This is a genomic window from Desulfosarcina sp. (assembly GCF_055467485.1).
The window spans coordinates 1-18,626 of the sequence record NZ_JBUOIV010000026.1 but is presented as its reverse complement, the minus strand read 5'-3'; the positions used below and the strand labels follow the sequence as shown (position 1 = coordinate 18,626).

The 18,626-nt window shown below is 57.1% G+C and carries 20 protein-coding genes; 4 read left to right on the top strand and 16 right to left on the bottom strand.

Annotated features, from left to right (window positions below):
- Positions 1-204: 204 nt before the first annotated feature.
- From ACZCED_RS13555 to ACZCED_RS13500, 12 genes are all read right to left on the bottom strand, one after another.
- Positions 205-453, bottom strand: a complete 249-nt coding sequence (locus ACZCED_RS13555) for a hypothetical protein (protein ID WP_464861008.1) — start codon at positions 451-453, stop codon at positions 205-207.
- Between the two features lie 14 nt (positions 454-467).
- On the bottom strand, positions 468-1,952 hold the full coding sequence (locus ACZCED_RS13550) for a B12-binding domain-containing radical SAM protein (protein ID WP_464861007.1): 1,485 nt from the start codon (positions 1,950-1,952) through the stop codon (positions 468-470).
- 30 nt (positions 1,953-1,982) lie between these two features.
- On the bottom strand, positions 1,983-2,765 hold the full coding sequence (locus ACZCED_RS13545) for a lysophospholipid acyltransferase family protein (protein WP_464861006.1): 783 nt from the start codon (positions 2,763-2,765) through the stop codon (positions 1,983-1,985).
- A gap of 90 nt (positions 2,766-2,855) precedes the next feature.
- Positions 2,856-4,094, bottom strand: coding sequence for a beta-ketoacyl synthase N-terminal-like domain-containing protein (locus ACZCED_RS13540; protein ID WP_462968606.1), 1,239 nt, complete (start codon positions 4,092-4,094; stop codon positions 2,856-2,858).
- A gap of 97 nt (positions 4,095-4,191) precedes the next feature.
- On the bottom strand, positions 4,192-4,446 hold the full coding sequence (locus ACZCED_RS13535) for an acyl carrier protein (protein ID WP_462968605.1): 255 nt from the start codon (positions 4,444-4,446) through the stop codon (positions 4,192-4,194).
- 179 nt (positions 4,447-4,625) lie between these two features.
- Complete coding sequence (locus ACZCED_RS13530; protein ID WP_464861005.1) at positions 4,626-5,507, bottom strand: LpxL/LpxP family acyltransferase; 882 nt, start codon at positions 5,505-5,507, stop codon at positions 4,626-4,628.
- A 4-nt stretch (positions 5,508-5,511) separates the two neighbouring features.
- The gene (locus ACZCED_RS13525; protein ID WP_464861004.1) at positions 5,512-6,273 is read right to left on the bottom strand and encodes a glycosyltransferase family 2 protein; all 762 of its coding nucleotides are present in this window, start codon (positions 6,271-6,273) and stop codon (positions 5,512-5,514) included.
- Complete coding sequence (locus tag ACZCED_RS13520; RefSeq protein ID WP_462968602.1) at positions 6,270-6,668, bottom strand: hypothetical protein; 399 nt, start codon at positions 6,666-6,668, stop codon at positions 6,270-6,272. Before ACZCED_RS13520 ends, ACZCED_RS13525 begins: the two co-directional genes overlap by 4 nt.
- A 7-nt stretch (positions 6,669-6,675) precedes the next feature.
- Positions 6,676-6,978 (bottom strand): TRL domain-containing protein, encoded by a 303-nt coding sequence (locus tag ACZCED_RS13515; RefSeq protein WP_462968601.1) that lies wholly within the window; start codon positions 6,976-6,978, stop codon positions 6,676-6,678.
- An 87-nt stretch (positions 6,979-7,065) separates the two neighbouring features.
- Positions 7,066-8,805: a DegV family protein gene (locus ACZCED_RS13510; RefSeq protein WP_464861003.1), complete on the bottom strand. Its 1,740-nt coding sequence runs from the start codon at positions 8,803-8,805 to the stop codon at positions 7,066-7,068.
- A gap of 2 nt (positions 8,806-8,807) precedes the next feature.
- Entirely contained in the window at positions 8,808-9,191 is a 384-nt protein-coding gene (locus ACZCED_RS13505; protein ID WP_462968511.1) for an acyl-CoA thioesterase, read from the bottom strand.
- A gap of 199 nt (positions 9,192-9,390) precedes the next feature.
- Positions 9,391-9,999 carry an arylesterase gene (locus ACZCED_RS13500; protein WP_464861002.1) on the bottom strand — a complete coding sequence of 203 codons (609 nt, stop codon included), beginning with the start codon at positions 9,997-9,999 and terminating at the stop codon, positions 9,391-9,393.
- A 489-nt stretch (positions 10,000-10,488) separates the two neighbouring features.
- Between ACZCED_RS13500 and ACZCED_RS13495 the strand changes: the two genes are divergently transcribed.
- The gene (locus tag ACZCED_RS13495) at positions 10,489-10,782 is read left to right on the top strand and encodes a GYD domain-containing protein (protein ID WP_462968513.1); all 294 of its coding nucleotides are present in this window, start codon (positions 10,489-10,491) and stop codon (positions 10,780-10,782) included.
- Positions 10,783-10,848: 66 nt separating this feature from the next.
- On the opposite strand, the gene ACZCED_RS13490 is transcribed toward ACZCED_RS13495, so the two are convergent.
- The 3 genes from ACZCED_RS13490 to ACZCED_RS13480 form a co-directional block, all read right to left on the bottom strand.
- A complete protein-coding gene (locus ACZCED_RS13490; RefSeq protein ID WP_462968514.1) occupies positions 10,849-11,133 on the bottom strand; it encodes an antibiotic biosynthesis monooxygenase family protein in 285 nt (94 codons plus the stop codon).
- Positions 11,134-11,243: 110 nt separating this feature from the next.
- Positions 11,244-11,696 (bottom strand): cyclic nucleotide-binding domain-containing protein, encoded by a 453-nt coding sequence (locus ACZCED_RS13485; RefSeq protein WP_462968515.1) that lies wholly within the window; start codon positions 11,694-11,696, stop codon positions 11,244-11,246.
- Positions 11,697-12,010: 314 nt separating this feature from the next.
- A complete protein-coding gene (locus ACZCED_RS13480; protein ID WP_464861001.1) occupies positions 12,011-12,787 on the bottom strand; it encodes an enoyl-CoA hydratase/isomerase family protein in 777 nt (258 codons plus the stop codon).
- A 534-nt stretch (positions 12,788-13,321) separates the two neighbouring features.
- Here ACZCED_RS13480 and gatB point away from each other — a divergent pair.
- From gatB to ACZCED_RS13465, 3 genes are all read left to right on the top strand, one after another.
- Positions 13,322-14,749, top strand: coding sequence for an Asp-tRNA(Asn)/Glu-tRNA(Gln) amidotransferase subunit GatB (gatB, locus tag ACZCED_RS13475; RefSeq protein ID WP_464861000.1), 1,428 nt, complete (start codon positions 13,322-13,324; stop codon positions 14,747-14,749).
- 232 nt (positions 14,750-14,981) lie between these two features.
- Positions 14,982-15,347: a four helix bundle protein gene (locus ACZCED_RS13470; protein ID WP_462968518.1), complete on the top strand. Its 366-nt coding sequence runs from the start codon at positions 14,982-14,984 to the stop codon at positions 15,345-15,347.
- A 168-nt stretch (positions 15,348-15,515) separates the two neighbouring features.
- Complete coding sequence (locus tag ACZCED_RS13465; protein ID WP_464860999.1) at positions 15,516-17,237, top strand: FG-GAP-like repeat-containing protein; 1,722 nt, start codon at positions 15,516-15,518, stop codon at positions 17,235-17,237.
- Positions 17,238-18,007: 770 nt separating this feature from the next.
- Here ACZCED_RS13465 and ACZCED_RS13460 read toward each other — a convergent pair.
- Positions 18,008-18,406: a hypothetical protein gene (locus ACZCED_RS13460; protein WP_464860998.1), complete on the bottom strand. Its 399-nt coding sequence runs from the start codon at positions 18,404-18,406 to the stop codon at positions 18,008-18,010.
- Positions 18,407-18,626 lie beyond the last annotated feature (220 nt).

Sequence of the window (18,626 nt, the reverse complement as noted above, 5' to 3'; positions counted from 1 at the left end):
ACTTACGAATCTGGTGAAACGAGGCGGAAAGAGGGTTCGCTCCATTGACGAATGATGACACGTAACGCGGATATCGTACTTTTCAACAAAACCGTCATCCATGGTAAAAAGGGTGTAACGGCGGGATCGCAGGGGACAGACCGCCACCTGTAACGCATGAATCCAAGACTCGGCAGGGCTTCCGTCAGCTCTGAGAGCCGGTTGTCATGACCCAGACCGAAGATCTCCCGCCGGTGCGTCGCACTTGGGACAGCGCGTGCCGAACTTGCTGATGTGGCCTTCCCAGCCGCAGCTGCCGCAGGTGAAATAGACCGTGTGCTGGAGGTTGACCTTTTTTTTTCCGAACAGGGTTTTGTAGATCCTGAAGGTTGCGTAAACCACCACCACTGCGACAACCCAGGGTAACAGCTGCCCCACGGTGACGTCGTTAACGACGATTGTATCCAGATTCATGATATTCCTCCCTATCAGTCCAGATCCGCAAACCGGTTAACCGCCGCCCGGGCTTTTATCTCCTGCTCGAATCGACCCCGCCAGCCGAGCCGTTTTTGCTGCCGGGCGATGATCACCTTCAGCAGGGGTTTGAAGGCATACAGCCAGATGGACGTCCAGAACCGGCCCTGCTTGCGGATGCGTTCGGACGGATTCCACCAGCCCATGATCTTCTGGTTGTGGTACCAGAACAGATACTGCAGCTGATCGGAGGAGAGCTGCCGGGTCCTGACATTGGCCCACATGCCGTTGTAGCGGGAATAATCATAGGGGTTGGTAACCAGCCCCTGATCCATCAACTGCCGGCGGATGCCTGTCTTGGGGTAGGGGGTGAGAATCTGGCAATAGGCGGTGTCCGCACCGGTGGATTTGAGAAATTGGTAATTCTCGATGATCTCTGGCTCGCCATCGTCCGGGAATCCGAAAATCAATCCGCCAACGACCACGATGCCGTATTTGTGGCAGATCTCCACCGCCTTTTTCGAGGCATCCAGGATGTCGCCCTTGTTGGCGGCGACCAGGTTCTTTTTCGAGGCATTCTCCATGCCCAGAAAGATCGACCTGAAGCCGGCCTGGGCCATCTTCTCCACCATTTTCTCGTTTCGGGACATGGTGACGCAGTCGGCCTGAACCACGAAGGTCAGGTTGCGGTACCCCCTGGCGATAATGGCGTCGCACAGCCGGATCACCCGCGCGGGATCCATGACCAGGTTGTCGTCGGAAACGAAAACGTAGCGAACCTTGCGCGTGTAGTAGATATCGTCGATGTCCGCCAAAACCCGCTGTATGGGAAAGGGTCTGAAGGAACGCCCGTACATATGCCGGATGCTGCAGAAGTTGCAGTTGCGGGTGCAGCCCCGTGAGGTTTCCATCATTTCCATGTTCCGGTTCATGACGTGGTAGCCCCAGGTCAGGCGACGCTTGTCGCGTATGGGCAGCTTGAGTCGGGACAGGTCCATCAGGTCGCCTTTGGGATTGTGGATGAACCCCTTTTCATTCTTGTAGGACAACGAAGGAATATCTGCCAGGCGATCCTTGCCGTCCAGCGCTCTGACCAGTCGCCGGAAGGTCTCCTCGCCCTCCCCCCGCACCATGAAATCGATCGCCTGCGCCTCGTCTGATGCAGCGATCTCTTCAAACATGAGCGTGGCGTGATAGCCGCCGATAGCGATCCTCGCCTCCGGCAGCAACTGCCTGATCAGCCTGATGATCTTGACGCAGGTGGCGTATTGCCAGGTCATGGCGGACAGACCCACCAGGTCGGGATTCAGGGCGTTAAGCATGCGCACGAGGTGCTTTCTGAGCCCCAGTCGCTTGCGGACCAGGTCAACGACGTAAACCTCGTGGCCGTCGTCGATATTGGCACCGATGCTGGCGATGCCCAGGTTGGGCATGTGAAAGGCCGACTCGTGCATGATCACCGGTGCCACATCGGGCATGGATAAAAGCAGGATCTTCATTAAACCTCCATGAGAATGCGCGGTAATCGCTTATCTCACCTGTAACCGCCGGGTTTCCATCATTCCGCGCACATGCGCCATCAAGTCCTTGAGGGAAAAATCGGCATCGTCATAGCCGGGTTCGATGCGGGCCAGGTGTTCAACGCGGACCGTATTGGCCGAACAGGTGTCGAACAGGAATTGCCCCGGCCGGAAGAGCCGGGCCGTGTTCTGGATATATACCACATGGATGGGTGCATTGCACAGCCGGGCGATCTTGAAGGCCCCCGTGTTCAGGGCTCCGATCTGCCCGTCACGGCTGCGGGTGCCCTCGGGAAAAATGATCAGGTTGCCGCCGCCGGAGAGAAAAGCGGGCATTTTCTCCATGCTGGCCAGCATGATCTCCGCCAGGGGACCGTCGGCCGACGAGGGGATATAACCGGAAAGGCGCAGCATCCGTCCATACAGCGGGATGTGGAACAGCCGCTGTTTGGCGATGGTGGTGTGACGCTCAAAAAAAGAGATCAACAGGATCGGATCCAGGTAGGAGAGGTGGTTGGCCACCATCACCGCACCCCTTATCGTCTTCACCGCGGGGTCCACCTGCCATTGGCAAACCGGCACCAACCATCGCAGCAGCACGAAAAACCACCGGTAAAACCGGGCGTTGAGACGCTGAAAGGCCAGGGTTACATCCGTGGAGAACAGCCGGGCCCAGGCATAAAAGGGTGCGAACAGGACCACAAACCCGATCGTGTAGTAGCCCCACAGGATCAGGGTGATAATCAGGTCCTTGAGGGCAGACTGCCATTTTTGCAGGGGAGTGGTTTTCATTGCGCCCGACCCGCGGCAAGCCACGGAAAATACAGTTGCTATCGCGGTTCACCCGTCGATGGTGGACGATAGATGGTCAACGTTCATTTTTTATTCGGACCACTTCTTGACGAACAGACACGTATTGACGCCCCCAAAGGCGAAATTCTGGATGGCAGCGATGTCGATGGGGGCCTGCACCAACTCGGTGACATGGTTGAGCATGGCGCAGCGGTCGTCGACCGTCTCCAGGTGCAACGTGGGGGCAATGAACCCCTCTGCCATCTGATACAGGGCGATGAGGGTTTCGATGGCCCCGCAGGATCCCATGGTATGGCCCATATAGCTTTTCAGGCCGGTAACCCGTGGGCGGCTGCCGTAAACGGCGGCGATGGATTGGGCCTCGGTGACATCGCCCATCTTGGTGGCCGTCGCATGGGCGCTGATCCAGTCCACATCCGCTGCGGTGATGCGAGCATTGGCCAATCCCTGTTCGATGGCCAGGGAGATGCCCTCCCGGTTGGGCAGGATAAGATCGCCGCCATTGTTGTAGCAGGAAAAACCGATCACTTCGCCCAGGATCGCGGCGCCGCGCCGTTGGGCCGACGCTAGGTCCTCCAGCACGACGGCCCCGGCACCCTCCCCCACCACCAGTCCGTCACGGCCCTTGTCGAAGGGACGGGGGGTGAGATGCGGCGTGTCGTTGTAGTCCGTCGAGCAGGCCAGCAGGTTGTCGAACACCGCCACCGTGGTGGTGTCGTATTCGTCGGCGCCGCCGCAGAGCATGGCATCCTGCAGCCCGTATTTGACGGCCTCGTAGCCGAATCCGATGGACTGGCTGGAGGTGGTGCAGGCCGTGGAGGAACTGATCACCCGCCCCCGGATGCCGAACATCTTGGTAATGTTCACCGCCGTGGTGTGCACCATGGATTTCAGGTAGTCGACGGCGCCCACGTTGTGCAGCTTGGAGGCGTCGTCGCTGAAAAAGGTGCGGTAGATGTCCCGCTGGACCGTCGGGCTGCCATGGGTGGAGCCGAAGGCCACCCCCAGGCGTCCGCTGCGGATGAATTCATCGGACAGGCCTGACTGGGCCAAGGCGTCTTTGGCCACCTGGCAGGCGTAGTAGGCAACCGGCCCCATGGTTTTACGGTCCCGCCGGGCAAAATCGAACGCCGGCGGATCGGACACGGTACCGAAGACCTTGCAGTGGATATGCGCCACCAGCAGTTCGTCGTCCTTCATCCGGCGAACGCCGGACAGGCCGTGGGTCAGGTGCCGGATGATCTCGGCCCGGGTGCTGCCGATGGGGGTGATAGCCGCTCCGCCGGTGATAACGACTCGTCGTTGCATGTCATTCTTTTTTAACTATTCTTTAGGTTACTGGATTTTCTGGGTTTTTGATCCAGTGGAAATGCCGCTCCTGCAAAATCCGGCCATTCCCAATTGATCATCCGGCCTTTGCGTCCAGCCTGACCACATAGTCCACGATCTGGTTGATGGTACGGATCTCCATGGCGGCCTTTTTATCTTCGCGAGCCAGCTGGACACCCAGCAGGATCTCAATTTCGCGCAGCAGTTCGATGGCATCGATACTGTCGAATTCATGGACCTCCCGCAGGTCCTCGTCCAGGCCCGGACCTTCAATTTCAAATTGATCGGCGAAAATCCTGACGATCGCTGTTTCAATCTCGTCGCGTGTCATTCGATTCCTATCCTGTCTGCAAAATCGGTCAGCCCGCCTTCTACTATAAAATGGTTCATATTTAAAGAGAGCGCCAAAAGAATGACCACGATCCCCATCCATCAGCCAACAGGCATATCGATCGGTCCGCTGGTCTGTCGAACCGGTTGTTTTCGCTTGCGGTCCGCCTCCTGCTCCCCTTATTGCCCAGCGTCCAGAAACGGCTCGAAATGGTGCCACTGAAAAGGATAGCGGCGGACGGTAGTTTCCAGCAAATCGGCATACTGCTGGGCAGCATGGACCATTGCCGTTTCACGCCGGCCGCGGTCGGCTGCCGGCACGATGATGGGCGGTGAGGCGAAAAAGCGGTAATGGCACTTGCCGGTGCGCACGGCAAAAAAAACAAATAGGGGGGCATCGGCGGCCATTGCCAGGACATAGGGCGCCGCAGGCAGGTGGACGGTCTGACCTAAAAAGCGAACCGCAACGGTACGCTGGTCCGCCTGCCAAATCCGATCGCCGGTGAGGGATACCAGGCCGCCGCCGCGCAGATGCCGGATGCCTTCAACGATGTCGAAGGGGGACCCGCCGGCATCATCCACACCGACAATGTGGATATCGCTGCCGCGGACGGTCTGCTTCTGCAAGCCTTCAATCTGCTCTTTCTGTTTGACGCCCATGTAGAGCATCAGCCGCAGGTCCGGGAGCGTCTTTTTGAGCAGCCTGGCCGCCACTTCCCAGTTGCCCATGTGGGACATGAGCAGGATGCCGCCCCGGTGCCCCATGGCATCCCGAAGACGCTCCCACCCATTGAAGTCGGTGGTGATTTTCAACGGATCCGAGAGCAACAACCGATCCCGGAACACATGGGTGAAGTCCAGAAACTGGCGGAAGGTGCACCAGCGGTGAAAGGTCCGGCTTTTATGGGGGTAAAGGGCCCGGTAAAAGCGCATGCCCACCGCCACCCGCCGGGGAAAAAGAAAAAAATACCCGACGGCGATGCCTCCTGCGATGAGGCTGAAGAACCACAGGCCAAAGCAACGGGTCAACCAAACAAGGATGCGGTAGAAGACGGCTCTCATGGGATCAGCGGGACCGAATGCGTCTCACACCCGGCCGCCACAGGGACGGTGTGAAGACCCGGCGGGTGATGAGCCGGCTGAAGGCACCGAAGTTACGCATGAAATCGATGAACGGGTGAAAGTGGGAGATCCGGGGCAACGCGGATCCGTAGTCGGCGGAAATGGTCGCCTCTTTCACTGGTATCCCCTGCCAGGCCGCCCTGGCCAGCACTTCCACTTCGAACTGGTATCGTCTGGCGACGACCCCCAGTTCCAAGGTCTCCGGCAGCGGGTAAATCCGGAATCCGCTCTGGGAGTCGCTCAGCGTCGGCCCCCCGGACACCCGCACCCAGAAGTTGGAAAAGCGGCGTCCCTGGCGACTGGTCCACGGCGCGTCGGCCATTTTCCGCCGTCCCACCACGATGGCCCGCCGCTTTGCGGGGATGGCGGCCATCAGCTTGAGCGCGTCGACGGGGTCGTGCTGGCCATCGGCGTCGATGGTGACGGCATAGTCGGCGACCTCGGCTGCCGCGCGCATGCCGGTGAGCAGGGCAGCACCTTTGCCACGATTTTGCGGATGAACCAACCGGTGAATGCCTATAATGGAACGCAACCGCGTCGCCGTATCGTCGGTGGAACCGTCATCCACCACGAAAATCGGCAATCCCAGCGACATCGCCTGTCGCACCACCGCGACGACCCGGCGACCATGGTTGTATGTGGGGATAATCACGGCAAAGCGGGGTTCGCCGGGCTGTTCTTCGGTGGTTTCCGGGTGGGTGGTCATGGGTCCGTGGCTGCTCCGTCTTCCTGCCGTTCAGGCGCGCCGCCGGTCTCCCCGTATAGAAACACACGCTGGGTCTTCCAGATGCCCAGTACGCTGAACACTTCCTGATCGGCAAAAAAAAGGGGATCCACGCCGTTTTGCCGGGCGATGTCGCCAATGGCATTGGAACTCACCCGGGCATACATGCCCAGACCCGAAAACGGCTCCTTGATCTCGACTATACGATCCGAAACCGGCGGATGCGCCGGCAGGGGGGTCGATTTCAGGTCACGGGTCAAGGGCATTTTCACGTTGGTATACACGAGGCCCACCAGCGGTCCCGTGCCACAGCCGGCCAGGCCCGCCATGGCGGCCATCGCCAGCATCAACCAAGCCGTCGCCGAACGGATCGTCATCGACCGGTCAGTCTCCATAAACCACCACCCGCCAGCGGGTATACAGGCCAAACAGGACATTGAATATTTCCTGATCCGCATGCCGCATGGTGGTGATACCGCCATCGGCCGCTGCGGCGGCATAGCTGGCATCGCCCCAGGCAAACAGCCAGAGGATGCTGCGGGCCTCGGCAACGCCGCTCTTTTCGCCCAGGGTGGTTTGATCCAGATCCACATCCAGGGGCGATTTCACATTCACATAGGCGCAGCCGGAAAGGAGTATCAGGCTGGCAGCCAGGATCAGCACGACGATTATTCGGGTCTGTTTCATAAGTGATCCTTTTGATTGTGTTCTTCTATATCAGTGTCCATTCAGAATTGGCCGGTTGGGGTTCAGGCCAAGGCCGCAAGATGCCAATTATGCATGGGCACCAACTAAATCAGGGCAAAACGCCACCGCCCACGTCCCCGGCCCCATGTGGGCGCCGGCAGTCAGGGAAAGGCGGCTGGCCGTAATCGACGCCCGCGGAAACTGCAGCTGGATGTCGGGCAAGATGGTTTCCCGGACCCGTTTCTCATTGTCGGAGAACTGCAGCAGGATCGTCAACCGATCCTCCGGTGAAAACCGCTGCTTCAAGTATTCCAGTGCGAAGGGCAGCTGGTCGGCAGACTTTCTGACGGTGCCCACCTTGGCGGCACCGTCGGCAGTGGGACTGATCACCGGCTTGATGCCCAGAAGATCACCAAAAAAACCCCTTGACCGGGAAATCCGGCCACCGGCGGCCAGAAATCTGAGCTGCTCCAGAAAGATCAGTTCGTCGCAGCCCTCGATGGCCTGCCTGGCAAACTCGGCCACCGCCTTCAGCGGTTTGCCCGATCGGGCAAACCGGGCGACCATCGTGGCGATGAGGCCCAAGCGGCCCGAGGCGGCGCCGGTATCCATCACCATGAAACGCTCTGCCATACCGTGCGCCTCACGCCACCGGCTGGCGGTGTCAAAGTTGCCCGTGTAGACCGATCCAACGGTCAGGTAGAGCACATCGTCGTGGCGGCCAACCGCGCTCTGGTAGCTCTGATGCTTCTGGAACACGGAGGCCTGTCCCGTGGATACCCGCCGGCCGGCAGACATGGCCCGATACATCTGCTGTGCGTCGAACAGGGTTTCCGGTGCGCTGCGGTCGCCCACCACCAATTGACTGTCCAGCAGGGTGATACCGAGCGTGCGGGCCTCCGCCCGGGTGATGGAGCCTGCCGCATCGGTCATCACGTGAACCGATTGGCCGTCAACCCCGGGAAAGGGCAACGGGCCATGCCCCCCCATGGATTCAACCTGCCAGTCGACGATGTCACCCAAGGCTTCGAGCCGCGAGCGGGTTGCCTGCTGATTCCGGGTATGAAGATGAAGCCGGAGTCGATCCCCATCCGCAACGGCCACCACGCTGTCCCCCAGACCGGCAGCACCCGATGCCAGGTGGACGGATTCCGGCGCATGGATGATCGTATTCACACAATAGCCCGGGAATTGCCCGCCGGCGACGTCACCGGCTACCTTCAGCAGGCCGGCAAAGCGCTCGGTCACCGGCACCATATCCGCCGTGTCACCCGCCAACCGGCAGAAGAAGCCTTCGAAAAAAATGAACATGCCCAGGGCGCCGGCATCCACCACACCGGCCTGTTTCAGCTGTGGCAGCAGTTCCACTGTCGAGCGGACCGCCTTGTCCAGATGGTCGACGACCCTGTCGACATCGACCTTGGCACCGCCTGTCGGCCATTTTTCTGTGGCCTGAACCAGGGCGTCGAACATCGTCAGCATGGTGCCGGGCTTGGGGTCGACCACGGCGTGCCAGGCGGCATTCCTGCCGGATACCAGCGAAGGATGCATGCCACTGGATTCCGATTCCGACAGGAACCTTGAAAAAAACGCGGCGGCGATATTACCGGAGTTTCCCGTGGCGGATCGGATCAGCGCCTTAGTGAGACCGGACGAAACCCCATCGGCACGCCCGAGGGGACCCAGGCTGATTTTCAGGTTGCGGCCCGTGTCACCGTCGGCAACGGGAAAGACGTTGATCTCGTCCAGCAGGTCGGCCCAGGCCGCCACCCGCTCGCAGCCGGCCACCAGGGCCTGGGTGAAGGCCGGGGCAGAGGATCGTTCCATGCTCAACACCCCAGCGCCCGGGTGATCTCCGGCGGAATTTCAAACTCCAGGTTCATGTCGGGCAGCCTCACGGCCACCTGTTCGCCTCTCCCCCGGGTGCATATCTCGCCGGTGTCGACACGGCGGATTTCAAAATCCATGGCGATCTTATAGCGGGCTTCAGTGACCGTCGCCCGGCAGACGAAGGTGTCGTCAAAGCGCAGCGGCAGGATGTGCTTGATGGAAGACCGGGTGATGGGAAACACCATCTGCCGGGATTCAAGATAGCCGTAAAGATCGACGCCCACCGATTCGAAGAGACCGAATCGGGCCACGTCAAAATACTTGAAGTAATTGCCGTGCCAGACGACCTGCATGGGATCCAGGTCGTGGAAAGGCACTTTCATCTGAATATCGAAGGAGGCCGCCATTTTTTCACGTCACGGTTCGGTTCGAACACCTGCCACACTCCGGCAAGAGATTCGTTTCTTTGACCATTGTTTGCTGTTTGCTTTTTAGTGGAATTTCAATTTCAAAGCAACGACCAACGTTAAGGCCTTTGTCGGAATTAATCAATGCCGCATGGAAGATGGGGGTCGATGAGGGCTATATATACGGCTGAAGGGCACGGTAAAAATGTTGCGCCATGATGCCGTACCCCCGGCTGTTGGGGTGGATGGGGTCGCTCATCAGGCTGCGCCTGCCCATGATGCCGGCGAACACATTGGGTACCAGCACCGTTCCGGTCGCTTCGGCCAGTTCCCGATAGGATTCACCAAAGCCCTTGCCGTAGAAAGGGATATCGATGCCACCGATGATGACCAGGGCGCCCTCGGCCTGAATGGAGCGGATGATCGCCCGCAGGTTGGCGAATGCGGTCTGCCGGGGTATACCGTTTTTAAGATCATTGCCCCCCAGGGTAATCAATACCACCCGCGGACGTGTTTCCAGGAGACTGTCCAGCCTATTCAACGCCGTTGCGGTCGTATCGCCGGGGACACCGGCATTGATAATGGGCAGGCCGATCAGGCGCGACAGTTGGGCCGGATAATCCATCCCTTTGGATGCACCGGTCCCGTATGTCAGGCTGTCGCCGAAGCAAACAATGGTCTCGCCGGACGGCACGCGATTGACAATCGTGGAGGCAGGCGTGATGAAATGATAGACCGCCGCAATCGCGCTGAGGGCGATGATTCCGATAGCGATTTTTTTCATGCCGCAGTCACTTTTGAATCGTCTTTTTACCTCAACTCAGCGTTTGTTGATATTTTGTCAATCAACCATGCCTATGGATGTCATTCCGGAGAAAGCCGGGCAAGATGTGGCTGGCATCTTTGGTTGCCAGAGTAATAGTCCAGCCGATAGCTGATAGCAAGAAATTTGGCACGGATTTATACCAGCCCACAGCCTTTTTAGCATCTATGTTCTGCCGTCCCAAGGATCGGGGTCTTGCAGCACCCATCATTTTCGTCTATAATTCGACCATCTGATAAGGTCTGCAGATCTTCACACCTGCACCGATTGCCGCGTCGGTATCGGCAACCCGTGCTTTAGCACGTTCTCAGCGCCTCATCCTACCTCCTTCTCATGTCACCATGCATGCGGATCTGTTCAGATCCAACCCACATCGAACCGACTTGCGATCTTAAGGTTCTAATGGAATCGACCATCTTTGTCATTCACCATCTAAAAAGGAGGGAAAACATGCCGATCTTCATGATGTTTGGAAAGTACACCACGCAGGCGATGCAGAACATCAGCCCGGAAAGGACGGAAAAGGCTGTTGAGGTGATCAAAGCCAACGGCGGGAAGGTCATTTCGATGTACGCGGTCATGGGCAGGCACGACCTGGTTTTTACGCTAGATTTTCCGGATGCGGAAAACGCCTTTGCCACGTCGGTGGCCCTGAACACCTTGACCGGGATCGCATTTACCACCTCACCGGTCGTCGAAGTTGAACTGTTCGACAAACTGATCGCCAAGGTGAAAAATATCTGAGCACCGGACCTGGCGGGCGAGCACCCATGCGGCGGGCATTCCCGTCAACCCTGCTTGGGTTGATCGCTATTCATATTCGTAAATCTCGTAATTCGTCTGCTCCCCAAGCAATTCGTCAATTTCGGCCTGCAAGGCCGTGCGCTCCTTACTGGCATGCCACTGTGACCAGTAGTAATGAGACTGCCATTTCGATATAACAAGAATCTCACCCGGCTGATCGACCCGTTTGAGCGTTTCACCGGACACATAACCGGGACTGCCCACGATCGACGATCGCATCTGGTTTATCAGCGCCATCAACGCCTGTTGCTTGTCCTCGGAGACTCTCCGCCGAATGTGGATTCTGATCATGGTTGCCGCTCCTTGTCTACGTCGATGCAGCCTTAAGCGGGATATCGCACCTGCAGCGGCGAATGGGCGTCGCACCGTCCCACATGGATGATACGACCTTAAACGTATCGTTAAACGGACAGAAACCGGTGGTAGATACTGGACAGCCTTTTGTTAAAAACCGCCGAAAGACGCCGGTAAACGGCAAGCCCGAAAGCAGGGTTGTCGTTAAACACCCGATTCATTTTCCGGGTGTCGATTCTGACCGCGTGGATATCTGCGGCGGCGATTGCAGTGGCCGTGTAACGTGCGTTTTCAACCAGACTGGACCAGCCGAAGATGTCGCTCTCCTCAGTCAGTCGATAGACGGTTTTTTCCCCGCCGATCTTGAGGACGACAGCACCTTTGTTTAGAATGTAAAGGGCATCTGCCGAATCGCCTTCATTGAAAATCAGCGCGCCTTCGGGATAGGTTGCTTCCGTGCAGGCGGTGTCGGCGATCTGTCCCATGACGGTCAAGTCCAGGCCTGAAAAAAGATCCATCTCCGTAATACGGAATTCCCAACCGGTTGATTTTTCGTTCATCTTTCACACCCTCCCTCTTGTGCCTGTTCATCAAACGATGGTGATGCAGATCGTCGAACATACGGCTTTTCAGCCTGACAATAAACGATCGTGCAGGTGTCGGTCTGCACGGGAGCCTCATTTGAGGCAATGGTCCGATTGCGTTTGGCTTGTTTTAAAAATTTAACTGGCGCTGCAATGAATGAGGTCGCGTAGGGATTCAGCGCGAGGGTTGTGAAGGCAAAACCGTGTTGGCACCCGATTGGAACGATTAGCATGTCGGCCGTAAGATAAGATTAGTTCCACAGCTTCCGGGCGTCAAGATTTTAATTATACTACTTCTCCTGCCATTGCGGTTTGCGCTTTTCCAGGAAGGCCGAAACACCCTCTTTGGCGTCTTCGGTGGAACACAGACGGGCAAAGGCCTCGTTCATATAGGCAAACGCCTTGTCATAACTCAGGTCGGCGGCGGCATAGAAGGCTGACTTGGCGTTCTGAACGGCTACGGGACTTTTGGCGGCCAGCACGGCGGCCCAGCGCCGGGTTTCCATCTCCAGGTCGTCCGCCGGCACCACCTTGTTGACCAGTCCCATGTCCAGCGCCGCCGGAGCCTTGAGCAGCTCCCCGTAGAGCAGCATTTCCATGGCCCGCTTGCGGCCCACGGACCGTGTCACCGGAATCACGGGCCCCACGCAATTGAGGCCCACATTGATGGCGGTCAGGCCCATGCGGGCGTTGTCGGCGGCAATGGCCAGGTCGCAGGCAGCCACCAGGCCGGCGCCATTGGCCGCAGCCACGCCGTGCACCTGGGCCAACACCGGCTTTTTCATGCGGCTGATCGTCTCCAGTGGCGTTTCCATGGAGGTGATCCACTCCCGGTATTCGTTGGTGCTCTTGCCGAAAAAATCTCCCACGTCGATTCCCGCGCAAAAGGCCTTGCCGGCGCCTTTGAGGATGACGACCCTCACCGCCGATTCACCGTCCAGCTGAAGCAGCGCCGCGGTCAGTTCCGATGCCAGGGCCAGTGTGAACGTATTCAGGCTTTCCGGACGGTTCAGGGTGATTTCGCCGATGTGATTCTCCAGCATGTCGACAATAACGGTCTCGGCCATTTCAAGCCTCCTTGCAGTGGTGAGGGGTTTAGTCGTTCCTGCAATAAACAGCCCTGTCCGATGCCAGCGGTTCGAAAACCGGCCAGGCACCGGAGGATTCGAAGTTCAGGAGTGCTTTTTATATACCAGAAAAGGAAGTCCGACGCCTCCTTTTTTTGAGACCTTGCCAGGGTCTAAAATTCTCGATCCAACACGCCCTTTCGGGGACCAATGTGTCGAACCCGCCGCCCGGGGGATCTGCCATCCCGTCGGCACCGATCATCTCACCTTCATCGATCCTTCATCCAACGATGATTAAAAAACGGTCACATAAAACGGCCATGGCTGCGTGCGGATGATACAATTAAGAGATGATGACTCGTCAAACATGTCTCGGTGATTGGGCGACGAAAGCGATTGTTGCATTGTCGATGCATTCCAAAGCACCGCCATGCCGGTCTTTACAATCATTGCCGTTGGTGATAGTGCAAGCTTTTGCAAGGTAGAGGAAGATTTTCACGAATAGCCTGCAAACAACGAAAAGAACACAATCAGATGGAATTTACCCCCGTCATCGGCCTTGAAGTCCATGCCCAGCTGAAAACCCGGACCAAAATATTCTGCAGTTGCTCCACCGCTTTCGGGGCGCCCCCCAACACCCACACCTGTCCGGTGTGCCTGGGAATGCCCGGCGTGCTTCCGGTGCTCAACAAAAAGGTGGTGGATTATACCATCAAAATGGCCCTGGCAACCCACTGCACCGTCCAGGCGGAAAGCCGCTTCGCACGCAAGAACTATTTCTACCCGGACCTGCCCAAAGGCTATCAGATCTCCCAATACGAACTGCCCATCGCCACCGACGGCTACCTGGACATCGAGGTTGGCGGAAGCTCCCTGCGTATCGGAATTACCCGCATTCACATGGAAGAGGATGCCGGAAAACTCATCCACGACCCTGATCGCCCCTTCAGCCGGGTGGACCTGAACCGAACCGGCGTACCGCTGATGGAAATCGTCAGTGAGCCGGACATCCGCAGCCCCGAGGCCGCCGGCGAGTACCTGCGCCAGCTGCGCGCCATCCTTCGATACCTGGATATCAGCGACGGCAACATGGAGGAGGGCAGCTTCCGCTGCGACGCCAACGTTTCCATCATGCCGGAGGGATCGTCCGCCTTCGGTACTCGGGCTGAGGTGAAAAACCTCAACTCCTTCAAGCACGTGGAAAAGGCCATCTACTACGAAATGGCCCGCCAGAAGGAGATCCTTCTCGATGGCGGCCAAGTGGTCCAGGAGACCCGCCTGTGGCAGCCGGACAACGGGCGGACGGTGTCCATGCGCGGCAAGGAAGATGCCCATGACTACCGCTATTTCCCTGACCCGGACCTGCTGCCCCTGGTGATCGACCCGGACTGGATCGAATGCATGCGCGCGCAGATGCCCGAGCTGCCAGCCGATCGCCAGGTCCGGTATATGAAAGACTACGGCCTGTCATCCGATGATGCCCGGGTATTGACCGGCAGTCGCGAACTGGCCGACTACTTCGAAGCCTGCCTATCTGAATTCGATCAGCCCAAAACGATAGCCAACTGGGTCATGGGAGACCTGCTGGGCCTGCTCAACGCCAGGGGCCTGGACATTATTGACTCGCCGGTTTCGCCAACCAGCCTGACTGGCCTGCTGAAGCTGCTGGATGCCGAGGTGATCAGCGGGAAAATCGCCAAAACGGTCTTCGAGGCCATGGCCGAAACCGGCCAACCGCCTGAAACCATAGTCGAAAAGAAGGGGCTGGTACAGGTGTCCGACGCATCGGCCATCGACCCCATCGTCGATGGCATCATTGCCGACCACCCCGATGAGGTCGAACGCTACCGCAGCGGCCAGAAAAAACTGATCAGCTTTTTCGTCGGCCAGGTGATGAAGCAGACCAAAGGGAAGGCCAATCCGAAGGTGGTGAATGAGATACTGGAAAAGAAGTTGGGTTGAATCGATAGGGAAGGGTTAAAAGCAGACTGTCAAAATTACAACAACCAAAACACAAATTCCAAATAAATCACAATGACCAAATTCCAAATATCAAACAAGATCAACCTTTGTACTCGTTTGAAATTTCGGCATTGAGATTTGGAATTAATTTGTAAATTGGATATTGTGATTTGTGATTTCGTATATGATCGTTTTATTCACTGCTGAAAAACAAATCAAATAGAATTAAAAAATGTACGAAGCCATCAACGAAAAGCCTTATGATCTCGAAGAAAGAACATTCCAATTCGCCAAAAAGGTGCGGTTTTTTGTTAAAACACTGCCTAAAACGATTGCGAATATCGATGATGGCAGACAACTGGTCCGGGCTTCAGGTTCGGTGGGTGCAAATTATAGAGAAGCCAATGAATCATTGAGCAAAAAAGACTTTTTGATGAGAATTAAAATAAGCCGTAAAGAAGCCAAAGAAAGCGCCTATTGGCTCAGACTGATTCAGGAAACAAACACTTTGAACAACGGTGATAATGCCCAGGGTTTGATGCAAGAGGCAATAGAATTAAAAAAGATCCTTTCGTCAATTTTGGAAAAATCAAAGTAATCCTCAGTTTCTGGGTTTCCTTCCCGTTTGAAATTTCGATATTGTTGTTTGGAATTTATTTGGAATTTGATTATTGTAATTTGTAATTTTTTTCTAATTCTTGATTTTTGTGATTTATGATTTCCGGTTAATCCGGGTTAAGTACAACCCAATGTACAGGAGACCCCATTGAAGAACAATTCATGCAACCTGATCCGCAACACCCTATTATTGCTATTCTCCCTGCTGCTGCTCGGCACTGCCACTCCGGTCCTCGCCGCTCCTGCCCGGGTGGCCATCCTTCCCTTCGCCATCAATTCAGAAAAAGACATGACCTTTCTTCAGGAGGGCATTATGGACATGTTGGGGTCCCGGTTGGCCTGGCGGGACAAGGTGGAGGTGATCAATAAAAATGAAACCAAGGCGGCCCTGACATCCGTTGACGGTTTCGAAGGGGAGAGCCGGGCGCTGCTGGTGGGCGGCAAACTCCAGGCCGACTACGTTCTTTTCGGCAGCCTGACGGTGTTCGGCGAAAGCGTCAGCATCGACGCCAAGATGGTGGATGTGACCGGCCAGCAGCCCCCTGTGCCCTTTTTCGCCCAGACCCGCAGCATGGGCGAGGTGATCCCCCAGATCAACCAGTTCGCCAGCAACATCAACGCAGCCGTATTCGGCCGCGAGGTGGCCCAGCGGCCGGCGGCAGTGCCGGCCGGAGCCGCGGCGGCCGGAGGGGTTCAACCGGCACCGCCAGTCCAAGACCCGCGCATGCACCCGGAAAAGCTGCTGCAGTCGGGTCTTCAACCCGAAACCGAGGTGCCCGTGGCCGGCCAACCCTACCAGACGCCCAACCCGGCCTTCGTGGCAACCGCACCTGCCGCCGGTGCGGTTGCCGGAAATCGCAACTTCTGGAAGAGCCGCAATTTCAAGACGCGCATCACCGGGATGGACGTTGCCGATGTGGACAATGACGGCCAACAGGAAGTCGTCGTCGTATCAGACAAACTGGTTTCCATCTACCGCATGGCGAATGGGCGGCTGGTCAAATCTACCGAAATCGCAGAAACCCGCACAGGCACCTATATCGGTGCGGATGCCGGCGACATCAACGGCAACGGGATCCCTGAAATTTATGTAACCAGTCTGGGGCCCAACCAGAACACCGTCGATTCCTTTGTTCTGGAATTCACCGGTAGCCGCTACAAGCGCATAACCCATGGCGAAAGCTGGTACTACCGGGTGGTTCGAACCAACGACAGGGGAACCGTTCTCCTGGGCCAGCGGCAGCGAACGGGCGACCCATCCATTTTCCAGGGTTCCATCCATGAAATGAGCTGGCAGGGCGATCGAATCGAACCCGGCCGCCAACTCCTCAAAAGCGGAAAGGCCAACCTGATGGGGGTAACCTATGCCGATATCACCAGTTCCGGCCAAAGTACCATCGTCGCCTATTCGGACTGGGACCGCGTCCGTGTTTACAGCAATGGCAGTGAGATGATCTGGGAAGACGGCGACCGCTCCGGCGGCAACACCCTCTCTTTCACTCTTCCCAAGGTCGAACCGGGCCATGAAAACCTGCAGTTTTTTCCCTTGAGAATCCGGACGGCCGACATCAACCGGGACGGCAAGCCCGAGGTCCTGGTGGCCCGGCATGCCGAACTGGCCAAAAGCATGCTCAAGAACTTTCGATCCTTCAGCAATGCCCAGATCGAGTCCATGTCCTGGGACGGTCTCGGTCTCGTCCCCCAATGGAAAACCCAGACATTCGGCGGCCGGTCCAGCGATTTCGTCGTCGGCGATTTCGACAATGACGGCCAGGACGAGTTGATCATCGCCGTGGTGTCCAAAGAGGGTGCCATCGCGTTTACGGATGCGGTGAGCAGCCTGATCGCTTTTGATCTCGACCCCCAATAATCCACAGCACGACCACCCCAGCGCATCACCATCAGAAAAGCCCTTCCCCTGTTCAGATTCAGGGGAAGGGCTTTTCTTTACCAGATCGTCCACCCAACCATGCCGCTGCTATAGAAAGGCCACGCCGGCCGCCTGAGGGAGCGCCAAACGGGTGTCATCCCGGAAGCGACAACGCGGATGTCCGGAGTCCGCAAAACTGATCGAACTTGGTGGATGGCGCCGATGCTTGGCGGCGTGCGCCAAATGGTGTAAATGACATGTTATCATTAATGATGCGGTCGCTTCGCTCCGTCGTTCGGGAGATGACCGGCGCAAGCTTACGCTATCGGTATCGAAATCGAAGAAACAGACATCACCCTGCCCGGATGATGCCGAATGGGTTTCAGGACCGTTATCGGTTTGGGAGGCATCGGTTTTCTTGTCGATCCCGATAGCGATTCCGATTCCGATGAGGTGGCGTTTGAGGTCACCGAAAATGGTGGAATAGTCGTGCGTTTTTTACCCGCAATCATACGATCCGATGGATTTCATCAAGCCTTCGAGGGTTTTGGATATCGCGGCAGGCAACCTTCATGCGGTTGCCGATTGCGCCGGTGGGTATCGAACCAATGACCAATGGAACCGGGTTCAGCCATTGGCGCGCGGGCGGACCGACGATGGCAACCCCCTTCCCAAGGGGCCTGCAGGCCTGAGTACAAAAAAAACCCGGGGCAATCGCCCCGGGTTTTTTATTTTTGGAATTGGCTTCTAACTAAACCGCTAAGCGGCGATTAGAAGTTGATCTGCCATTTGGCACCAAAGTAGAAGGTTTCGGGTTCCGCAGCGGATGCGTCTTCGCTGAGGGTAATCATGCCGACTTCAGGAACGATGAAGAAGCCCTTGGTGATGTTGATCGTGGCGTTCAGGTAGTACTGGTCGGCCTCCTGGGTGTTGTTGGCACCATCATCCAGTTCGGATTCTTCATGACCGTAACCGGCTTCGATGGTGAACATGTCGGAAGCTTTGAAACCGACAACTGCCAGGTAGCCCAGCCCGTCATTGTCCACTATGTCGGTGGCGCCGAGGGTGGCATCGTCGTCCAGATAAGGCTGGTAGGCACCATAGTTGCCCAGGTTCTGGCCGATGTGGCCGCCCAGGTTGACAAAAATCGGACCGAAGTTCAGTCCCACGCCAATGCCGGCGACGTAAGAATCGACGTCGAAATTCTGCGCGCCGTCCAGCTCATAGGTCTGGTAGCCGGCGAAACCGGTGATGGAGAAGAACTGGATTCTGGGGGTGAGTAAATTGGGTGTAAATTCAAGTTTAAGCTAGGACCCGTTAGGTTCCTGAATAATCGACATCTCAATCAATCTGTCAATGACCAAGCACACAAGGTCATGAGCCAGCTGA

Bases quoted from the DNA above. Each gene is read 5' to 3' on its own strand.
- ACZCED_RS13515 (WP_462968601.1), bottom strand. From the start codon at position 6,978: ATGAAACAGACCCGAATAATCGTCGTGCTGATCCTGGCTGCCAGCCTG.
- ACZCED_RS13530 (WP_464861005.1), bottom strand. From the start codon at position 5,507: ATGAGAGCCGTCTTCTACCGCATCCTTGTTTGGTTGACCCGTTGCTTT.
- ACZCED_RS13540 (WP_462968606.1), bottom strand. From the start codon at position 4,094: ATGCAACGACGAGTCGTTATCACCGGCGGAGCGGCTATCACCCCCATC.
- ACZCED_RS13520 (WP_462968602.1), bottom strand. From the start codon at position 6,668: ATGACGATCCGTTCGGCGACGGCTTGGTTGATGCTGGCGATGGCCGCC.
- ACZCED_RS13535 (WP_462968605.1), bottom strand. From the start codon at position 4,446: ATGACACGCGACGAGATTGAAACAGCGATCGTCAGGATTTTCGCCGAT.
- ACZCED_RS13500 (WP_464861002.1), bottom strand. From the start codon at position 9,999: ATGAAAAAAATCGCTATCGGAATCATCGCCCTCAGCGCGATTGCGGCG.
- ACZCED_RS13545 (WP_464861006.1), bottom strand. From the start codon at position 2,765: ATGAAAACCACTCCCCTGCAAAAATGGCAGTCTGCCCTCAAGGACCTG.
- ACZCED_RS13470 (WP_462968518.1), top strand. From the start codon at position 14,982: ATGTACGAAGCCATCAACGAAAAGCCTTATGATCTCGAAGAAAGAACA.
- ACZCED_RS13550 (WP_464861007.1), bottom strand. From the start codon at position 1,952: ATGAAGATCCTGCTTTTATCCATGCCCGATGTGGCACCGGTGATCATG.
- ACZCED_RS13480 (WP_464861001.1), bottom strand. From the start codon at position 12,787: ATGGCCGAGACCGTTATTGTCGACATGCTGGAGAATCACATCGGCGAA.
- ACZCED_RS13485 (WP_462968515.1), bottom strand. From the start codon at position 11,696: ATGAACGAAAAATCAACCGGTTGGGAATTCCGTATTACGGAGATGGAT.
- ACZCED_RS13490 (WP_462968514.1), bottom strand. From the start codon at position 11,133: ATGATCAGAATCCACATTCGGCGGAGAGTCTCCGAGGACAAGCAACAG.
- ACZCED_RS13525 (WP_464861004.1), bottom strand. From the start codon at position 6,273: ATGACCACCCACCCGGAAACCACCGAAGAACAGCCCGGCGAACCCCGC.
- ACZCED_RS13505 (WP_462968511.1), bottom strand. From the start codon at position 9,191: ATGAAAGTGCCTTTCCACGACCTGGATCCCATGCAGGTCGTCTGGCAC.
- ACZCED_RS13510 (WP_464861003.1), bottom strand. From the start codon at position 8,805: ATGGAACGATCCTCTGCCCCGGCCTTCACCCAGGCCCTGGTGGCCGGC.
- ACZCED_RS13495 (WP_462968513.1), top strand. From the start codon at position 10,489: ATGCCGATCTTCATGATGTTTGGAAAGTACACCACGCAGGCGATGCAG.
- ACZCED_RS13555 (WP_464861008.1), bottom strand. From the start codon at position 453: ATGAATCTGGATACAATCGTCGTTAACGACGTCACCGTGGGGCAGCTG.
- gatB (WP_464861000.1), top strand. From the start codon at position 13,322: ATGGAATTTACCCCCGTCATCGGCCTTGAAGTCCATGCCCAGCTGAAA.